Source organism: Xanthomonas sp. 60, assembly GCF_011761925.1.
Genome location: NZ_JAASQW010000001.1, coordinates 579,299 through 596,385, shown reverse-complemented (window position 1 = coordinate 596,385; position 17,087 = coordinate 579,299). Strand labels below are relative to the sequence as shown.

General features: G+C 67.1%; 13 protein-coding genes and 1 pseudogene. 10 read left to right on the top strand and 4 right to left on the bottom strand.

Annotated elements, in window-relative coordinates:
- Nucleotides 1-87 precede the first annotated feature (87 nt).
- The gene (locus tag FHY09_RS02810; protein WP_166923898.1) at nucleotides 88-879 is read left to right on the top strand and encodes a DUF3011 domain-containing protein; all 792 of its coding nucleotides are present in this window, start codon (nucleotides 88-90) and stop codon (nucleotides 877-879) included.
- A gap of 13 nt (nucleotides 880-892) precedes the next feature.
- Here FHY09_RS02810 and FHY09_RS02805 read toward each other — a convergent pair whose 3' ends face one another.
- Together FHY09_RS02805 and FHY09_RS02800 are read right to left on the bottom strand one after the other, a co-directional pair.
- Entirely contained in the window at nucleotides 893-1,516 is a 624-nt protein-coding gene (locus tag FHY09_RS02805; RefSeq protein WP_166923896.1) for a hypothetical protein, read from the bottom strand.
- A 40-nt stretch (nucleotides 1,517-1,556) separates the two neighbouring features.
- Complete coding sequence (locus tag FHY09_RS02800) at nucleotides 1,557-1,796, bottom strand: FmdB family zinc ribbon protein (RefSeq protein ID WP_166923894.1); 240 nt, start codon at nucleotides 1,794-1,796, stop codon at nucleotides 1,557-1,559.
- A gap of 122 nt (nucleotides 1,797-1,918) precedes the next feature.
- On the opposite strand from FHY09_RS02800, the gene FHY09_RS02795 reads away from it, so the two are divergent.
- The gene (locus tag FHY09_RS02795) at nucleotides 1,919-3,160 is read left to right on the top strand and encodes an MFS transporter (protein WP_166923892.1); all 1,242 of its coding nucleotides are present in this window, start codon (nucleotides 1,919-1,921) and stop codon (nucleotides 3,158-3,160) included.
- A gap of 77 nt (nucleotides 3,161-3,237) precedes the next feature.
- The gene (gene ggpS, locus FHY09_RS02790; RefSeq protein WP_166924367.1) at nucleotides 3,238-5,484 is read left to right on the top strand and encodes a glucosylglycerol-phosphate synthase; all 2,247 of its coding nucleotides are present in this window, start codon (nucleotides 3,238-3,240) and stop codon (nucleotides 5,482-5,484) included.
- A gap of 79 nt (nucleotides 5,485-5,563) precedes the next feature.
- On the opposite strand, the gene bla is transcribed toward ggpS, so the two are convergent.
- Nucleotides 5,564-6,460 carry a class A beta-lactamase gene (gene bla, locus FHY09_RS02785; RefSeq protein WP_166923890.1) on the bottom strand — a complete coding sequence of 299 codons (897 nt, stop codon included), beginning with the start codon at nucleotides 6,458-6,460 and terminating at the stop codon, nucleotides 5,564-5,566.
- 177 nt (nucleotides 6,461-6,637) lie between these two features.
- On the opposite strand from bla, the gene FHY09_RS02780 reads away from it, so the two are divergent.
- Entirely contained in the window at nucleotides 6,638-7,501 is an 864-nt protein-coding gene (locus FHY09_RS02780) for a LysR family transcriptional regulator (RefSeq protein ID WP_166923888.1), read from the top strand.
- A 44-nt stretch (nucleotides 7,502-7,545) separates the two neighbouring features.
- Here FHY09_RS02780 and FHY09_RS02775 read toward each other — a convergent pair whose 3' ends face one another.
- A complete protein-coding gene (locus tag FHY09_RS02775) occupies nucleotides 7,546-9,411 on the bottom strand; it encodes an ABC-F family ATP-binding cassette domain-containing protein (protein ID WP_166923886.1) in 1,866 nt (621 codons plus the stop codon).
- A 324-nt stretch (nucleotides 9,412-9,735) separates the two neighbouring features.
- Between FHY09_RS02775 and FHY09_RS02770 the strand changes: the two genes are divergently transcribed.
- The 6 genes and pseudogenes from FHY09_RS02770 (at nucleotide 9,736) to FHY09_RS02750 (ending at nucleotide 16,905) form a co-directional block, all read left to right on the top strand.
- A complete protein-coding gene (locus FHY09_RS02770) occupies nucleotides 9,736-12,117 on the top strand; it encodes a TonB-dependent receptor (protein ID WP_166923884.1) in 2,382 nt (793 codons plus the stop codon).
- Between the two features lie 282 nt (nucleotides 12,118-12,399).
- Nucleotides 12,400-12,804 carry a hypothetical protein gene (locus FHY09_RS02765; protein WP_166923882.1) on the top strand — a complete coding sequence of 135 codons (405 nt, stop codon included), beginning with the start codon at nucleotides 12,400-12,402 and terminating at the stop codon, nucleotides 12,802-12,804.
- Between the two features lie 66 nt (nucleotides 12,805-12,870).
- Complete coding sequence (locus FHY09_RS02760; RefSeq protein WP_166923880.1) at nucleotides 12,871-13,275, top strand: hypothetical protein; 405 nt, start codon at nucleotides 12,871-12,873, stop codon at nucleotides 13,273-13,275.
- 327 nt (nucleotides 13,276-13,602) lie between these two features.
- Nucleotides 13,603-13,782: pseudogene (locus tag FHY09_RS16415) on the top strand (XVIPCD domain-containing protein); the annotation flags it as partial.
- A 157-nt stretch (nucleotides 13,783-13,939) separates the two neighbouring features.
- The gene (ybaL, locus tag FHY09_RS02755) at nucleotides 13,940-15,643 is read left to right on the top strand and encodes a YbaL family putative K(+) efflux transporter (protein WP_166923878.1); all 1,704 of its coding nucleotides are present in this window, start codon (nucleotides 13,940-13,942) and stop codon (nucleotides 15,641-15,643) included.
- Between the two features lie 149 nt (nucleotides 15,644-15,792).
- On the top strand, nucleotides 15,793-16,905 hold the full coding sequence (locus tag FHY09_RS02750) for an NAD/NADP-dependent octopine/nopaline dehydrogenase family protein (protein ID WP_166923876.1): 1,113 nt from the start codon (nucleotides 15,793-15,795) through the stop codon (nucleotides 16,903-16,905).
- Nucleotides 16,906-17,087 lie beyond the last annotated feature (182 nt).

Below are 17,087 nucleotides of genomic sequence, written 5' to 3'. Positions count from 1 at the left end.
CCGTCCGGGGCAAATGGCCGGCGGTCACGCGGATTTGATGCTCCGCCGACCTATAGTCGCGCACCACCGACCGTCCGGGATGCCGTCATGAACCGTGTGCCTGCTGTGTGTCTGGTTGCCCTGCTCGCCTGCTCCGCCTCCGCCCTGCCCGCCCACGCCCAGATGGGTACCCGCGCCTATGCGCCGGAGAACCTGTCCCGGCTTTCCGGCAGTGACCGCACCCGGGTCATCAGCCAGGAATACGCTGAACAGTCCAACGGCCGCCGCATTCCCGAGGACCAGCTGCGTTTCTACCTGGACCAGGTGGATTCGGGCTGGGCGTTCTCACAGATCAAGCAGGACATCGCAACCTCCCTGCGCGGCGGCGGCGGACGCCCTGGTCCGGGCTGGAATGATCGTCCCGGCAATCGGCCCGGCAACGGGTGGGACACCCCGCCGGGCGCTGGCAACGCCGGTACGGTGCGCTGCGAGAGCCAGGACAACCGGGAGCGCACCTGCAACACCGGCTGGCGCAACGCGCGGCTGGTCCGCCAGATCAGTGGCTCGGCCTGTACCGAGGGCCAGACCTGGGGCGTGCGCAACGGCGCGATCTGGGTCACCCGGGGCTGCCGCGCGGAGTTCGTCGAAGCCCGCGGCCACGGCGGCGGCCATGGCGGCGGCTGGGGCGGCGGCGGCGGCGGCGGCGACCGCGATTATTCGGTCACCTGCAGCAGCAACGACAAGCGCCGCAGTACCTGCGCGTGGGAACAACGCCAGGGCCGGCCGGTGCTGATCCAGCAGCTCTCCGGCAGTGCCTGCCAGGAGAACCGGACCTGGGGTTACCAGGACGGCAGCGTGTGGGTCAGCAATGGCTGCCGGGCGCGGTTCGGCGTGCGCTGATCCGGCCCGCGCCTCAGCCACCCCACGGCGGGGGTGGCTCCGCCACTGTGTGGGTGAGATCGAAGACGACGCGGAAGCGGCGTCCATCCGGCCGGGTCAGTTCGTAGACGAACGCCTGGTCCGGCTCGATCTCCATCGCCCAGGTGTTGTGCGTGGACGCGTCCATCCCGGCCTTGCGGAACATGGCCACCGAATCGGTATCCACCGGGAACTCCTGGCGCTGCACGGTTCCCGGCGGCTTGCTGTCGCCGCCGTACAGCGTGATGGCATCGGGACGACCATCGGCATGCCGGTGGTCATGCTTCAGGCGCAGCCCGTTGGGCGTGCGTGTCAGCACCCAGGTCCGCGAGTGGTCATCGCCCACGTGGAACGGGATACGCAGTTCGCGGGTCGGCGTGTCGCAGCCGCGCACGTGCATGACCAGCTTCTTGCCCGCGAACGGATCGGGGCCCTCGGCCAGCGGATTGTCCTCCACCACCAGCCCCTCGTAGGCCTTGCCACAGTGCGCGGCGACCGCCGCCAGGAAGGCATCGGCGGGCGCGTTGGCGATGTCCGCCGCCGCGCTGTCAGGCTGGCCGCGGTTGCAACCGGCCAGGGCGATCAGAGTGATCAGTGAGCACGTGCGCAGGATGTCCATGGCCCAACCCTAACGGGCGGGCGCACCGCATGCAACGCAATCAGTCCGCTTTGGCCGGCGCGGCGGCCGGTGCGGCCTTCTCGGCGAGATTCTTCTTGTTGGCGCCGAAATCGGTCTCGTACCAGCCACCACCGGCCAGACGGAACGAGGGCGCGGTGATCTGCCGCATCACCGACGGTCGGCCGCACGCGGGGCAGTCGGTGGGATCGGCATCGGCGATTTTCTGCAGGCGGTCGAAGGCATGGCCGCAGTCGGTGCAGGCGAAGGCGTAGATCGGCATGAAGGACTATCAGGGCGGGAGAAAACAGGCGCGCATGTTAAGGCATTGCGAGGAGCCTTTCAGGCCCCCTGTGTTAAGGTCTTTGTCGTGTTTGCCCCCGCTTTCGTTTCCAGGTCGCGCCCATGCTGCGACTGACCGCCCTGCTGCTCGGCGTCGCCCTCCTGCTGACCGGCGGTGGCCTGCTGGGCACCCTGCTCGCCGTGCGTGGCGGACAGGAAGGTTTCAGTGCCAATGCGCTGGGCTGGGTGATGTCCGGCTATTTCGCCGGCTTCTTCATCGGTACGTTCACGGCACCCACACTGATCCGGCGCATGGGGCACAGCCGTGCATTCGCCTTCCATGCCGCGCTCGCCACGATGGCTGTGCTGCTGCACCCGCTGTGGCTGGACCCCTGGGGCTGGGGCGTGCTGCGGGTGGTCACCGGCGTGGCGCTGGTGGGCCTTTACACCATCATCGAGAGCTGGCTCAACGCCGAGCCGGATCCGCAACGGCGCAGCCGGGTGTTTTCGCTGTACATGATGATCAACCTGTCCGCGCTCGCGCTGGGCCAGGTGCTGCTGATGCTCGGCGATGCCGGGGCGGCGGCGATGTTCACGGTCACCGCGCTACTGGTCTGCGCGGCCATGCTGCCGGTCACCGCCACGCGCCTGCAGCAGCCGGACGTACCCGACGTGCCCCGCCTGAAGCTCACCCACCTTTACCGCCTGGCGCCGGTAGCCACGGTTGCCGCGGGCCTGTCCGGGCTGGCGATGGGCCCGTTCTGGGGCCTGCTGCCGGTGTATGCCGCCGAGATCGGGCTGCGTGGCAACGGCGTTCCGCTGTTCATGCTCACCGCCATCGCCGGCGGGGCGCTGCTGCAATGGCCACTGGGGCGCATCAGCGATGGCCACGACCGCCGCATCGGCCTGCTCGCGGTGAGCGTGGCGGCGGCCTTCCTGGCACTGCTCGCCGCCGCGCCGCCGCTGCAGCAACAGATGCACATGATGTTCCTGCTGGTGTTCTGTTATGGCGGGCTGGTGTTCACGCTCTACCCCTTCGCGGTGGCACACATGCTTGATTACCTGGCCAGCGAAGATCTGCTCTCCGGCTGCAGCAGCCTGCTGCTGGTGCACGGCGTGGGGGCGGCCATCGGCCCGGCGCTCGCCGGCGACTTGATGAGCCGCTTCGGCGCGCCTGCCCTGCCGCTTTATTTCGCGGTGGTGCTGGGCGCCCTGGCCGCCTTCACCGCCCTGCGCCTGCTGCTGCACGCGCGCCTGCGCACCCACCCGGCGCCGTTCCGCGCGATGCTCCGTACCACGCCCTCCGCGCTGGAACTGATGCCCGAAACCGAAACTCCCATCCACCCTGAAAAGGAAGCCCATTGACTGTTGAAGCCAAGACCCCTGCAACCGAACCCGCCACGCCCCGCAACGCGCCGCCCGCACCACCGGCGGCCCCGCAGCTGATCCTCGCCACCGATCTGGATGGCACCTTCCTCGCCGGCAGCGCCGCGCACCGCCAGCGCCTGTACCGGTTGATCGACCAGCACCCCGGCATCGCCCTCATCTTCATCACCGGCCGTGGCCTGGAAGCGGTGATGCCGCTGCTCACCGATCCGTCCATTCCCCGCCCGGACTACATCGTCTGCGACGTCGGTGCGACAGTCGTCGATGGTCACACCCTGCAGCCGCTGCAGCCGCTGCAATCGATGATCGACGCACACTGGCCCGGCGAGCAGGTCGTCGCCGAGGCGATGCGCCCGTTCACGGCGTTGCAGCGCCAGGACGTGCCGCAGGAGCGCCGCTGCTCCTATTTCTGCGACCCGGACACGCTCGCACCGCTGCGCGAGCAGATTGAATGCACCGCCCGGGGGCTCGACTGCGACGTGCTGTACTCGGCGGACCGCTACCTGGACATCCTCCCGCCGGGCACCGACAAGGGCCGTACGCTGGCGGCACTGGCGCGCGCGCTGCAGCTGCCGGTGGACCGGATCCTGGTGGCCGGTGACACGCTCAATGACCTGTCCATGTATGTCGCCGGTTTCCGCGGCGTCTGCGTGGGCCAGTCCGAGACGGCGCTGATCGAAGCGACGCTCGGCCAGGACCGCACGTTCCATGCCACCGATCCGGGGTGCGGCGGCATCCTGCAGGCGATCACCCATTTCAGCCTGCTCGATGCAAAGGATCCGCACCTGGCGGCGCCCGCGCCGGTCTCTCATGACGGAGCGCAGCTGCTGATGGTGTACCACCGCCTGCCCTTCGACGAGGCCATCGAGGACGGCAGGCTGGTACAGCGTCCGCCGCGTTCGCCGAACGGCATCATTCCCTCGCTGCTGAGCTTCTTCGAAGGCGGCCAGAAAGGCAGCTGGATCGCCTGGGGGATCGACGATCCGAAGCACCGCCCGTTCCAGACCCACCTGCCGCTCGACGATGATCGCTACCCCACCCTGCGCACCCGGCGCGTGCCGCTGAGCCGGCAGGACGTGGATATCTTCTACAAGCGTTTTTCCAAGGAAGCCTTCTGGCCGATGCTGCACGTGTTCTGGGAACGCGCGCGCTTCCGCGAAGACGACTGGCAGGTGTTCCTGAAGGTCAACCGGCGCTTTGCCGAGGCCACCGCCGACGAGGCCGCCCACGGCGCCACCGTGTGGATCCACGATTACAACCTGTGGATGGTGCCGGCCTACCTGCGGGAGCTGCGGCCGGACCTGAAAATCGCGTTCTTCCACCACACCTATTTCCCCTCGGCGGACGTCTTCAACGTCGTGCCCTGGCGCCGCGAGATCATCGGCAGCCTGCTCACCTGCGATTACATCGGCTTCCACATTCCGCGCCAGGTGGAGAATTTCGTGGACGTCGTACGCGGTGCGATGCCGGCCGAGCGCCTGGCCTGGGAGAACTGCGCGCCGCGCTTCCTCACCTACGGCTGCGCGGTGGGACTGGACACCATGACCACGCGGCTGCGCGTGGGCGACCGTGAGGTGGCACTCGGCGCGCACCCGGTGGGCACCGATCTGCGCCGCATCCAGGCCGCACTGGCACGTAGCGACGTGCGCAACGACCTCTTCAAGCTGCGCCGTGAGATCGGGGCACGCAAGCTGGTGCTTTCAGTGGAACGGCTGGACTACACCAAGGGCACGCTGGCCAAACTGGAGGCGTTTGAACGCGTGCTGGAACAGCATCCCGAACAGCTGGGCAGGGTCACGCTGCTGATGGTGTGCGTGCCGGCGGCGCGTGAGATGACGGTGTACCGCACGCTGCAGAACCAGATCGAGCAGGCGGTTGGCCGCATCAACGGGCGGTTCGCACGGCTGGACTGGACGCCGGTGCGGTTCTTCGCGCAGGCACTGCCGTTCGAACAGGTGGTGGCCCACTACGCGGCCGCGCAGGTCATGTGGATCACCCCGCTGCGCGATGGCCTGAATCTGGTTGCCAAGGAGTTCGTGGCCACCCACGGGGAGGAGGGAACCCATGGCGTACTGGTGCTGAGCGAGTTCGCCGGCGCGGCCGCGGAGCTGAAAGGCGCGGTGCTGACCAATCCGCACGATGCCGCCGACCTGGCCGCAGGGCTGATGCAGGCGCTGTCGATGCCGGACGAGGAAGCCGCCGGACGCATGCGGCAGCTGCACGGCATCGTGGCGTACTGGGACGTGGACCGTTGGGGACGCGAATTCCTGGAGGCGGTGGAAGGCAGCGGCAGAGCCGCCTAGGTCTCCGGCGTCGAACAGGCTCGACGCTGCGTGACTGCACGGTGCAGACGCAGCGGCCGAGCCTGCCCGCTCCGCGCACTCAGCCGATCAGCGCATCGGCCAGCGCTGCGACACGCGCCAGCACTGCGTCGCGCTGCTCACTGTTGACGCTCGCGCCCTGCAGGTACGCGGTGAGCACCCACGCGGTGCCACCGCCCACGGGCCACAGCACGCCAATGTCGTTGCGCGTGTCCCTGCCGTTGCTTCCGGTCTTGTCGCCTACCCGCCAACGCTCGCCCAGGCCCGCACGCAACGTGGTGTCGCCCGTTTCGTTGTCGATCAGCCAGTCTGCCAACTGCTGCCGTGACGCCGGCTTCAGCGCATCGCCCAGCACGAACCGCTGCAGGCTTGCCGCACTGGCCGACGGGCTGGTGGTATCGCGCGGATCGCCCGGCTCGAAGCGGTTGAGCTCCGGTTCGTAACGGTCACTGCGCGTCACCGCGTCCCCATGGGAACGCATGAACGCGGTGATTGCCGGCGGCCCGCCCAGGTGTCGCAGCAGCAGGTTCGCCGCCGGGTTGTCGCTGGTCACCATCGTGGTGCGGCACAGATCGCGCACGGTCAGATCCTTGCCCACGTGCCGACGGGTCGTCGGTGCATGGTCGATCAGGTCCTCTGCCCGCATCGGCAGGCGCTCGTCGAGGAAACCCGGCTGGCGCTCGGCACGGTGCAGTGCGGCGGCGGCCAGCATCCATTTGATCGTGCTGCACATCGGGAAACGCTCGTCCTGCCGGTGCCCTGCCCGCTTGCCGGTACGCGCATCAAGCAGCGTCACCCCGAGCCGCCCGCCGCTGGCCTTTTCCAGCGCGGCGAAGTCCCTGGCATCGGCGATGCCGTCCGCCGCAGGGCTTGGCGCGCTGCGAGCCAGCCCCGGGACGGCAAGCGAGGACGCCAGCGCAATGGCACTGGATTGCAGGAAATGACGGCGCGACAGCATGGGCGTTCTCCAGACGATGAGACCTTATGGTGGTCGTGTGGCAGCGGCGCGACCAGCGCAACGTTTCAGGGGAAGCCCCAACAAATTCTCATGGCTGGGTGATCGAAATCCACAAGATGTGCCCGGATGACGTGGCGCGCTACCATCCGCTATCAATCCACCTCAGGACAGCCTGGCATGTTGTCGCCCTCGCTTCCGCTCAATGCGCTGCGCGCCTTCGAGGCCGCGGCGCGTCACCAGAACCTGACCCGTGCCGCGTTGGAGCTGTGCGTGAGCCAGGCTGCCCTCAGCCACCAGATCCGCGGGCTGGAGGAGCGGCTCGGGGTCCGCCTGTTCCACCGGCTGCCCCGTGGGGTAGCGCTCACCGACGAAGGCACGGCGCTGTATCCGGTGATGAATGAGGCGTTGCACCGGATCAGCCTGGCGCTTGCCCGCCTCACCGGCAGCGGCGAGAAGGACGTGCTGACGGTGGGCGTGGTGGGCACCTTCGCCACCGGCTGGCTGCTGCCCCGGCTTGCCGATTTCGACGCGGCCCATCCCGACATCGAGCTGCGCCTGCAGACCCACAACAACCGCATCGACCTGGCCGGTGAAGGCCTGGACCTGGCGATCCGCTTCGGCGACGGCGACTGGCAGGGACAGGTATGCACCCGCGTGCTGGCCGCGCCGTTTGCGCCACTATGCGCACCGGGTCTGGCGCGCCGCCTGCGCGTGCCCAGCGACCTGACCGGGCTGCCGCTGCTGCGCTCCTACCGCAGCGACGAATGGCCGCGCTGGCTGCTGGCCGCCGGCATCAGCGGGGTGGAGGCGCGCGGGCCGATCTTCGACTCGTCGCTGACACTGGCGGCCGCCGCGGCCAGCGGTGCCGGCGTCGCGCTGCTGCCGTTGTGCATGTTCGAACAGGAACTGGCCGAAGGCCGCTTGATGCAGCCTTTCGCGCACACCGTCGAACTGGGCAGCTACTGGCTCACGCGACTGCGTTCACGCAGCGAGCGCGAGCCGGCGCGGCGCTTCGCCGCATGGCTGCAGGGGGCCGCCTGACCCGCCAAGCAGAGGCAGGCCCCTGGGTCGCAGCGCCAGGACCGTCAGCCCTCCAGCAGCGCCATCCAGGCCGCTTCGGCCTTCTCCAGTTGCGCTGCGGTCGCTTCGCGATCGCGTCCCAGCACCGCCATCCGCGTGGCATCTGCATAATTGGAGGGATCGCCCAACTGACGGTCCAGTTCGGCCAGGCTCGCTTCCAGCTCGGCCACTCTGCCCTCGGCGGCTGCAAGCTTGTGCGGATTGGCCGGCTTCTTCTGCACCACCTGCGCCACCGGCTCGGTCTTCACCGCCACCGGGGCCGCCGCCTCGGCCAGCTTGCCCTTGGTGCCCTGCGCCTGCGGGCGCGTGCGCAGCCAGGCCGCGTACTCGTCCAGGTCGCCGTCGAACGGTTCCACCACGCCATCGGCCACGCGCCAGAAGGTATCGCAGACCAGGCCGATCAGATGCCGGTCATGTGACACCATCACGATCGCGCCTTCGAAGGTGCTCAAGGCTTCGGCCAGTGCTTCGCGCATCTCAAGGTCGAGATGGTTGGTCGGCTCGTCAAGCAGCAGCACGTTCGGTTGCTGGTAGGCGATCAGGGCCAGCGCAAGCCGCGCGCGCTCGCCGCCGGAGAAGCCATCCACGGACTCGAAGGCCCGGTCGCCGGCGAAGTTCCACTTGCCGAGGAAATCGCGGAAGGACTGGTTGGGCGCATCCGGCGCGATATCGCGGAAATGCTCCATCGGCGACTGGCCTTCATGCAGCGACTCCACCGTGTGCTGGGCGAAGTAGCCGATCTTCAGGTCCGGATGCGCGGCACGCTCGCCGCTGATGGGATCCAGCTCACCCACCAGCGTCTTGACCAGCGTGGTCTTGCCGGCGCCGTTGGGGCCCAGCAGGCCGATGCGCTGGCCCGCTTCCAGCCCGAACCCCACGTCCTGCAGGATCACCGAATCGGGGCCATAACCGGCTTCCAGATGATTCAGGCGGATCAGCGAGAACGGCAGCTTGGAGGGCGGTGCGAACTCGATGCGGAATTCGCGCTCGGCGCGCACCGCTTCGGTGCCGGCCATCTTCGCCAGGCGCTTCATGCGGCTCTGGGCCTGGGCCGCCTTGGACGCGGTGGCCTTGAAGCGGTCGATGAAGCTCTGCAGATGGGCGCGCTCGTTCTGTTCCTTCTCATGCGCGATCTGTTGCTGGCGCAGCTGCTCCGAACGCTGGCGCTCGAAGTCGGTGTAGCCGCCGGTGTACAGCTTGGCGCCACCGTTGTGCAAATGCAGGGTGTGGGTGGCCACATTGTCCAGGAACTCGCGGTCATGCGAGATCAACAGCAGCGTACCGGGGTACTTGAGCAACCACTGTTCCAGCCAGTACACCGCGTCCAGGTCGAGGTGGTTGGTCGGCTCATCGAGCAGCAGCAGGTCGCTGGGCATCATCAGCGCGCGGGCCAGGTTCAGGCGCACGCGCCAGCCGCCGGAGAACGAGGACACCGCGCGGTGATGGGTATCGGCCGGGAACCCGAGGCCATGCAGCAGCTTGCCGGCGCGCGCTTCGGCATCGTAGGCCCCTACTTCGGCCATCCGGGTATGCGCCTCGGCCACGGCCTCCCAGTCCTCGCGCGCGGTCGCGGCCGCTTCTTCGGCCAGCACCGCCGCTACCACCGTGTCACCGCCCAGCACGAAGCTCAGCGCGGGATCGGGCAGGGAGGGCGTCTCCTGGGCCACGCTGGCGATGCGCACCCGGCCGGGCAGTTCGACATCGCCCTTGTCGGCTTCCAGCTCGCCCTGCACGGCGGCGAACAGGCTGGACTTGCCCGCGCCATTGCGGCCGACCACGCCGACGCGATACCCCGCGTGGAGGGTGAGATCGACGTTGGACAACAGCAGGCGCTCGCCACGGCGCAAGGCGAAATTACGGAGGGAGATCATCGAGGGGGTCCATATAACGGAATGGAATGTGCTGGTAAGCACCTTTCCTGCGACGTAATTCTAGCGTTAACGAATACTTGACGCGTCCCGGAGCGCATGACGTCCGTCACTCTCTCCTCCCACGACGCGCGCCTGCGCGACCCGGGCCTTTGCACACCACGTTCCGGTGCCGGAGCTAACTCGTTGCTGCAGCAACGATTTTTTTGACACTGCCATCACCGGCGCGTGATTAAAGATTCGTTAAACGCTGCTCGGCTCAGGACCGCCCACAACCGCGTGCCTGCCGGGGCCGACGCATCGTCACCCCCCACGGAGTTCCCCCGCATGACCCGCATCCATCGCCCGCTCGCCACCGCCGTCGCCTTGGCGCTCGCCACCGCCAGCACCGGCGCCCTCGCGCAGACCGCCAACACGCTTGACACCGTGATCGTCACCGGTACCCGTGTGGCCGACCGCACCGTCGCCGAATCGCAGTCGCCGATCGACATCATCACCCCCGAAGCGCTGCAGTCCACCGGTACCAGTGAGCTGGCCACCGCGCTGTCACGCGCCCTGCCCTCGCTGAACTTCCCGCGGCCTGCCCTGACCGACGGCACCAGCGGCATCCGCCCGGCGCAGCTGCGTGGGCTGTCGCCGGACCAGGTGCTGGTGCTGGTCGATGGCAAGCGCCGACACACCTCGGCGATGATCAACGTCAACGGCAGCATCGGCCGTGGCGCGTCGGCGGTGGACATCAACGCCATCCCGATCGCCGCCATCGAGCGCGTGGAAGTGCTGCGCGACGGTGCTTCGGCGCAGTACGGCTCGGATGCGATCGCAGGCGTGATCAACATCGTGCTCAAGGGCAGCGGCAGCGGCAGCAGCCTGGCGATCGACCACGGCCAGTACTCGGCCGGTGACGGCAACAAGAACCAGCTTTCCGGCGATACCGGCATCACCTTCGGCGACGGTCGCGGGCAGCTGCACCTGGCCGGTCAGTACAGCCAGCAGGACGAAAGCAACCGTGCCGGCCCCTACCAGGGCACCACGCCGAACACCGGCAACTTCCCGTCCGTGGGCGAGACCACCTTCGTGGTCGGCGATCCGCAGGTCGATGCCACGGCCGCATCGGCCAATGCCAGCTTCGCCTTCAGCGACAACGTCACCGGCTACGCGAACGCGCTGCTGAGCAACCGCGACATCACCTCCTTCGCGTTCTACCGCTCGCCCAACCACAGCGGCCAGAGCGCGCTGCTCGCGCAGGTCTACCCGGACGGGTACGTGCCGGAGATCAACCAGTATTCCAAGGACCGCTCGCTGGTGGCTGGCGTCAAGGGCAGCACCGGGAACGGCTGGACCTGGGACATCAGTGCCAACCACGGCGAGAACACCCTCGATTTCCACACGCGCAACAGCATCAACTACAGCCTCGGCGCGACCAGCCCGGCCAGCTTCTACGACGGCACGCTGAAGTACACCCAGGACATCTTCAACGCCGACTTCACCAAATCGCTCGATTGGGGCCTGGCCTACCCGGCCACGCTGTCCTTCGGTGCCGAGTACCGGCGCGAGACCTGGGAGCAGAATCCGGGCGAACTGAACTCGTATACCGGCAGCGGGGCGCAGGGCTTCGCCGGCTTCACCCCGGTCAACGCGGTGGATGCCGATCGCCACAACTACGCGGTGTATGCCGGCCTTGAAGCGGATCTCACCGACAAGTTCTCAGCCGGTGTGACCGGTCGCTACGAAGACTATTCGGACTTCGGCGACAAGTTCTCCGGCAAGCTTTCCGCGCGTTACGCATTCACCGAAACGCTCGCCCTGCGCGCTACCGCATCCAGCGGGTTCCGGGCCCCGTCGCTGGCCCAGCAGAGCTACCAGGCAGTCACCAGCACGATCGTCAACGGGTCGTTCGTCGAGCGCGGCACCTTCCCCGCCAACAGCCTGGCCGCCCAGGCACTGGGCTCATCGCCGCTGAAGGCCGAGACCTCCACCTCCTACAGCGTCGGCCTGGTGCTGCAGCCGGTGGACCGCCTGTACCTGACCGTCGATGCCTACCAGATCGAGATCGACGATCGCATCGCGCTGTCCTCCAACATCACCACTACCGGCAATGCCGCCGTCGCCGACCTGCTCACCGGCCTGGGCCTGCCGCAGGTCACTGCGTTCTCCTATTTCACCAACGGCCTGGATACCCGCACCCGCGGCGTGGATGCGGTGGCCAGCTACACCGTGCCGTTCACCGCCAGCAGCCTGGAGCTGACGGCGGCGTACAGCTACAACGACACCGAGGTGCAGTCCTTCGATGGCTCACCGGCGGTGTTCCAGGGCCTGGGCATCAGCCAGTCGCTGATCGGGCGCGATGAGATCGGCCGGATCGAGGACAGCTACCCGCGCGACAAATCGATCCTCAGCGGCACCTGGCGCTCGGATCACTGGGAACTGGGCCTGGCCGCCACGCGCTATGGCAGCTTCACGGTGCGCAACTCGGCTACCGCACTGCGCGACCAGACCTACGATGCGAAGTGGATCCTGGATGCCTCGGCCAGCTACAAGCCGAGCGAGAACTGGACGCTCACGCTGGGCGCGGACAACCTGCTCGATGAGTACCCCGATCGCACCGTGGACCTGCAGAACTCCACGTGGGGCATGCTGCCGTACAGCAACTATTCGCCGTTCGGGTTCAATGGCGCGTACGTGTACGGGCGCATCCGCTACACCTGGTAACGGTGGTGCTGGCAGGGCCCGGCCGGGTGCCGGGTCCTGTGCTGAGACGCGGCAAGCCGTGGAAATGAGGGGAGCGATTGAGCGAAGCGCCATCAGGCGCCTTTGATGGACCCTGCTCGACCGCCCACACAGGCCATCCAGCACATTCCGCTGCTGCCGCCCGGCGCGGTCACCCTTTTCGCTGCCGGTGAGGCCCGGTGTCTGCCTGAGAATGTGCGTCTGAACACGCACATGGCGATTGCAAGGTGCCATGATTCGAGCCATGAATGATGGAGCCGCCCTATGCAGACGCACCGCGTACCACGTCACGCGCTGATCTCAGGACTCGCCTGCGTGGCACTGGCAGTGGCGGCACTCCCGGGGTGCACAGAAGACCGCTTGAAGCCCAGCTATTCGAGATCAAGTATCGAGCCGATCGTCGCCACGAAGGTGGGCGACCACACCTTGAGGGTAGAGTTCAACGAGTTTCTCGAGAGCATGTACCACCCAGCAGGAATCAGTTACATCGTGGACGGCGACGTCATGAAAATCGTCGTTGATCGCTGCGCCATTGAAGCAGAATGCAGGACCATGCTCCGGCGCCAGGTTACCCCTGGGCCGCCGGGGCCAGCTGTACAGGACATTCCGCTGCTTGCCCCCCGCGTGGTGATGCTTTTCGCTGACGGCGAAAAACAGATTTTTCCCTGAGCATGTTCGTCTGAACATGCACATGGCGATTGCAAAATGCCTTGATTCGCGTCATGGAGCCGCACAATGCAGACGCACCGCGTACCATGTCACGCGCTGATCTCAACACTCGCCTGCATGGCACTGACAGTGGCGGCGCTCTCGGGTTGCACAGAAGGCGGCTTGAAGCCCAGCTACTCCAAATCTGATATCGATCCCGTCGTGACAACCAGGCTGTCCGGATCCGAGTTGGGAATCAGCTTCAGCAACCCGTTGGAAAGCAGCTTCCATGCAGCCGGGATGAGCTATGTCGTTTCAGGCGAGGAGATGCGAGTGACGATTGACCGGTGCCCGACCACTGGCAAATGCGACACCATGATCCCGCGTGAGATTGTTCCCGGACGCCCGAATCCCGCGACACAGGTCATTCCGTTGCTTGCACCCAGCGTCTTCATGGTCTTCTCAGATGGCGGAGAACAGATCTTTCCGTGAGGACTCAGCGTGGCGCATGATTCCACTCCAGCTATCCACAGCAGGATAAGCAGCGGCAGGCAGAGGTCATTCAACCCGTTCATCGATGGCCATGCGTGGCTTACGGTAACCAGCGACGGGCACACCTCCCATTGTGGCCGCGCGAACTGATCGAATCGATCCGCAGGGCCGAACGGCTCTAGCCCACCAGCCCGGCCCATCCCCAGCCGGCCACGGAACAGCCCCGCCGCGCCTCGAGCGCAGGATCCCTGAGCGACCTGTCCCAGTCGCTGCACCACCAGGCCATCGAAGGGGTACACCGGGTGGACGCCGCGCTGGGACGCCGCACTGGGACGCGAACCTGACACGCACAGTGAACGCTTGGCGGCCAGTCTCGCCCAGTTGGCGCGTGCGAACGGACTGGAGCGCATCGACCACGTGGTCCTCGGCAACGTGGAAGCCCAGGGCGTCCACAACGTCCTCGACGGTCGAGGCATCGCTGCAGCAGATGGCGGCCACGGATCGCCAGCACGCCGCCGTCATCCCCGGCCCCACCGACGTGCAGATCGTGGAGCAGGCACAGCACCCCGTGACGGGGTGCGCGATGGGCATCGCGGCGCTGGTTTGCCGGATCCTTCCGCATCGGTGAAAATCGGGGCATCCCCTGTTTTCCCTGCGAGTGCCGATGCATCACGACACCGACCTGATCAATATCGTTGCCGTTGGTCTCGGACTCGCCTTTATCCTGGGTGCCTTCGCCAACAAGCTGCGGCTCTCGCCGCTGGTCGGGTACCTGGTGGCCGGCGTGTGCGTAGGCCCCTTCACCCCGGGCTTCGTCGCCGACCAGGCCCTGGCCAACCAGCTCGCCGAGCTCGGCGTGATGCTGCTCATGTTCGGCGTCGGCCTGCACTTCTCGCTCAAGGATCTGATGGCGGTCAAAGCGATCGCCATCCCCGGCGCGATCGGGCAGATCGCGGTGGCCACACTGCTCGGCTGGGGCGTGTCGGCGCTGATGGGCTGGCCCACCCTGCACGGGGTCATCTTCGGTTTCTCCCTGGCCACGGCCAGCACCGTGGTGCTGCTGCGGGCCATGGAGGAGCGGCGGCTGCTGGAGACGATGCGCGGCAAGATCGCCGTGGGCTGGTTGATCGTCGAGGACCTGGCGTGCGTGCTCGCCCTGGTGATGATGCCGGTCATCGCCGGTGTGTTCGGGCCGGATGCCGCCAAGGAAAACCACAGCGTCGGCAGCGTGATGGCGCAGATCGGCTGGACCTTCGTGCAGCTCGGCCTGTTCGTGGCGGTGATGCTGGTGGTTGGCCGACGGGTGATCCCCTGGATTCTGGAGCGCGTGGCCGGCACCGGCTCGCGCGAACTGTTCACCCTGGGCGTGCTGGCCATCGCGCTGGGCGTCGCGTTCGGTTCGGCGATGCTGTTCGGCGTTTCGTTCGCGCTGGGCGCGTTCTTCGCCGGCATGCTGCTCAACGAGTCCGAACTCAGCCACAAGGCGGCCACCGACTCGCTGCCGCTGCGCGATGCGTTCGCGGTGCTGTTCTTCGTCTCGGTCGGCATGCTGTTCAATCCGATGATCATCGTCGAGCATCCGTGGCAGGTCCTTGCCACGGTGCTGATCATCATGTTCGGCAAGTCCGCCGCGGCCTTCTTCATCGTGCGCGCCTTCGGCCATCCGACCGGCACCGCGCTGACCATCTCCGCCAGCCTGGCGCAGATCGGCGAGTTCGCCTTCATCATCGCCGGGCTCGGCGTGGCACTGCAGATTCTGCCCCCGGAAGGCCAGTCGCTGGTGCTGGCCGGTGCCCTGGTGTCGATCATGCTCAATCCGCTGGTGTTCGGCCTGCTGGACCGCTGGCAGGCGCGGCAGCTTGCGCTGCAGCCGCAGGCCCTTGAACCGGACGAGGCCGTGGGGCCGTCGCGTGACCTGCATGACCATGCCATCGTGATCGGCTATGGCCGGGTGGGCAGCGAGCTCGCACACGTGCTGCGCGACAAGGGCGTGCCGGTGCTGGTGATCGATGACAACAAGGAACATGTGGAGGCCGCGCACGCGGCCGGCATCGCCGCCATCCGCGGCAGTGCGGCCGCCGACAAGGTGCTGGCCGAAGCCCATCCGGAACGTGCCAAGATCGCGGTGCTGGCCATTCCGCAGCCGCTGGAGTCCGGAGAAGCGCTGGCCAAGCTGCGTGCGATCAACCCCGGCCTGACCCTGCTCGCCCGCGCACATACCGATGCCGAGGTGCGCCACCTGCTCGAACACGGTGCCGATGGCACGGTGATGGCCGAGCGCGAACTGGCCTACTCACTGGCCGAGATGATCATGGCCACGCCGCCCTACCGCAGCATGGGGCAGGTGCCAAACATTCCGGTGGTGTAAGGGCCGGCACCACCGCGTGCAGTGTCGCCTTGCGGGAAGCAAATACCGACAGAGGTGGAGCTTGAATGCCTGCTCTCGGCGCAGCAAAGCCTGATACGTCGGTACCGACGCCATTGCAAGAATGAAGTCCTTCAACTCGGGATTTCTTGATGACGACCTGCGTTTCCATCCTGGGCACCGGCCACGTCGGGTGCGCGATCGCCGCCGACCTGGCAAACCGGGGTCATGCGGTGATGCTCTACGCGCACCCCGCCCACCGCCGTACGATGGACGGCATCGAAGCAGCCGGGGCGCTCACCGCGACCGGGGTGATGCAGACCCGGTGCCGGCCCGCCACCACCAGCGATCTGGGCACCGCGCTGGAACATGCGCAGCAGCTGATCATCGCACTGCCTGCCTACGCGCACGATGCGCTGATCGATGCCCTTTCCGCGTACGATCTTTCCCGGCATATCCTGATCTGCATCACCGGCAATTTCTTCGCGCTCGCAGCCAGCCAGCGACTGGCCCCCGGCGCCCTGGTCGAGACCAGTACATCGCCTTTCTCCGCACGGGTCTCCGGTCACACGGTGTTCGTCAAGGGCATCAAGAAAATGATGTATGCCGCCTCGCTTGCACCGCTTCCAGACACGTGGATGACCCGGGTACAGGGGCTGTTCCGCCAGCCTCTCCACTGGCTGCCGAGCGTCGCGGCCAACAGCCTGGCCTGCGCGACCGGCGTGATGCATCCCGTACCGGCGTTGATGAATGCAGGACGGATCGAAAGCACGCGGGGCGATTTCTACTTCTACCGCGAAGGCATGACGCCAGGGGTCGCCAAGGTCATGCAGGCGCTGGACGATGAGCGGCTGCAGATCGGCGCCGCACTCGGGCTGGACCTGCCATCGGCCCTGCAACTCATGAACGGATACTACGGCCGCGACGCCACGACACTCAGCGACTTCGCTTACGGCAGCCAGGAACACAACTCGGCCAAGAGTGCGCCGGAAACGCTGGCGCATCGCTATCTCCTGCAGGACGTGCCATACGTCCTGCTTCCATGGCAGGCCCTGGGCCATGCAGCCGGCGTCGCAACCCCGATCCTCGATGCCGTGGTACAGATCACAACCACACTCCATGCGCTGACGCTGCCCAGCCATGGCAGCGTACTCGGGCGGCTGGGCCTGACCGGGCTGGAGCCCGCACGACTGCGTTCGATTGTGCGGGGACGATCTGGCGCGGGCAGTCTGCGCCACGGCACTCAACCTTCGTTGCAGGCATGAGGCGCACACGACCTGCGCGGCAGGCCGTACCGGCCGCTGATGGCCGCGTTGCGCCTTTGGGGTGCTGCGCGTCAGCGCCTCCGCCTGCGCTCTGGGCGTCTGCATGCCAAGGGCATCTGCTTGGCCGGAGCGCACGTCCCGCCTGTTGATTTTCGCTCAACGTTCAAACGGGTCGCTTTCGA

Bases quoted from the DNA above. Each gene is read 5' to 3' on its own strand.
- FHY09_RS02810 (WP_166923898.1), top strand. From the start codon at position 88: ATGAACCGTGTGCCTGCTGTGTGTCTGGTTGCCCTGCTCGCCTGCTCC.
- FHY09_RS02805 (WP_166923896.1), bottom strand. From the start codon at position 1,516: ATGGACATCCTGCGCACGTGCTCACTGATCACTCTGATCGCCCTGGCC.
- FHY09_RS02800 (WP_166923894.1), bottom strand. From the start codon at position 1,796: ATGCCGATCTACGCCTTCGCCTGCACCGACTGCGGCCATGCCTTCGAC.
- FHY09_RS02795 (WP_166923892.1), top strand. From the start codon at position 1,919: ATGCTGCGACTGACCGCCCTGCTGCTCGGCGTCGCCCTCCTGCTGACC.
- bla (WP_166923890.1), bottom strand. From the start codon at position 6,460: ATGCTGTCGCGCCGTCATTTCCTGCAATCCAGTGCCATTGCGCTGGCG.
- FHY09_RS02780 (WP_166923888.1), top strand. From the start codon at position 6,638: ATGTTGTCGCCCTCGCTTCCGCTCAATGCGCTGCGCGCCTTCGAGGCC.
- FHY09_RS02775 (WP_166923886.1), bottom strand. From the start codon at position 9,411: ATGATCTCCCTCCGTAATTTCGCCTTGCGCCGTGGCGAGCGCCTGCTG.
- FHY09_RS02770 (WP_166923884.1), top strand. From the start codon at position 9,736: ATGACCCGCATCCATCGCCCGCTCGCCACCGCCGTCGCCTTGGCGCTC.
- FHY09_RS02765 (WP_166923882.1), top strand. From the start codon at position 12,400: ATGCAGACGCACCGCGTACCACGTCACGCGCTGATCTCAGGACTCGCC.
- FHY09_RS02760 (WP_166923880.1), top strand. From the start codon at position 12,871: ATGCAGACGCACCGCGTACCATGTCACGCGCTGATCTCAACACTCGCC.
- ybaL (WP_166923878.1), top strand. From the start codon at position 13,940: ATGCATCACGACACCGACCTGATCAATATCGTTGCCGTTGGTCTCGGA.
- FHY09_RS02750 (WP_166923876.1), top strand. From the start codon at position 15,793: ATGACGACCTGCGTTTCCATCCTGGGCACCGGCCACGTCGGGTGCGCG.